Raw genomic sequence first — 497 nt, 5'->3', positions numbered from 1 at the left:
CTATCTATTGCATGTTCAGCTAGTTTTTCTGATTCATAACATTGCATATTTATTTTAGTTTTGCAACACCCTCTAATTTAATAAGATCCCTATATTGATTTGGGAAAGCAGCACCTAGCTTTTCTTCCGTTTCTTTTATTTGCAACTCCAATACACCTTGTTTCTTTGTTTCAATATATTCTCTTACTTCTTTCATGAAATACACCTATCCTTTGAACTTAATTACACTATTATGAGTGAAAGTGTTTAGTAAACGATTTGATCCGATTTATATATTTCATTATACGTTAACCCTTCGTTTTCAACATACTATTCTTCTCTACTTCTCAATAACCTTCTGTTCTACTTCCTTACCTCATTCTTAATAGTTTTTCTAAACATGAGACAATTTTTATGTTTTATTACAGGTTTATTAATAAGTCAGAGGGTGTTGCAAAACTAAAATAAATATGCAATGTTATGAATCAGAAAAACTAGCTGAACATGCAATAGATAGC

At 29.8% G+C, this 497-nt stretch carries 1 pseudogene; it reads right to left on the bottom strand.

The window, feature by feature from the left end:
* Window positions 1-55 precede the first annotated feature (55 nt).
* Window positions 56-196 (bottom strand): annotated as a pseudogene (locus tag ACQRBL_RS13950) (SMI1/KNR4 family protein); the annotation flags it as partial.
* Window positions 197-497: the final 301 nt, after the last annotated feature.

This window comes from Bacillus sp. AF62 (genome assembly GCF_050312695.1).
Taxonomy (GTDB): Bacteria; Bacillota; Bacilli; order Bacillales; family Bacillaceae_G; genus Bacillus_A; species Bacillus_A cereus.
The sequence above is the reverse complement of the archived record's forward strand: the minus strand, read 5'-3'. Positions and strand labels throughout refer to the sequence as shown.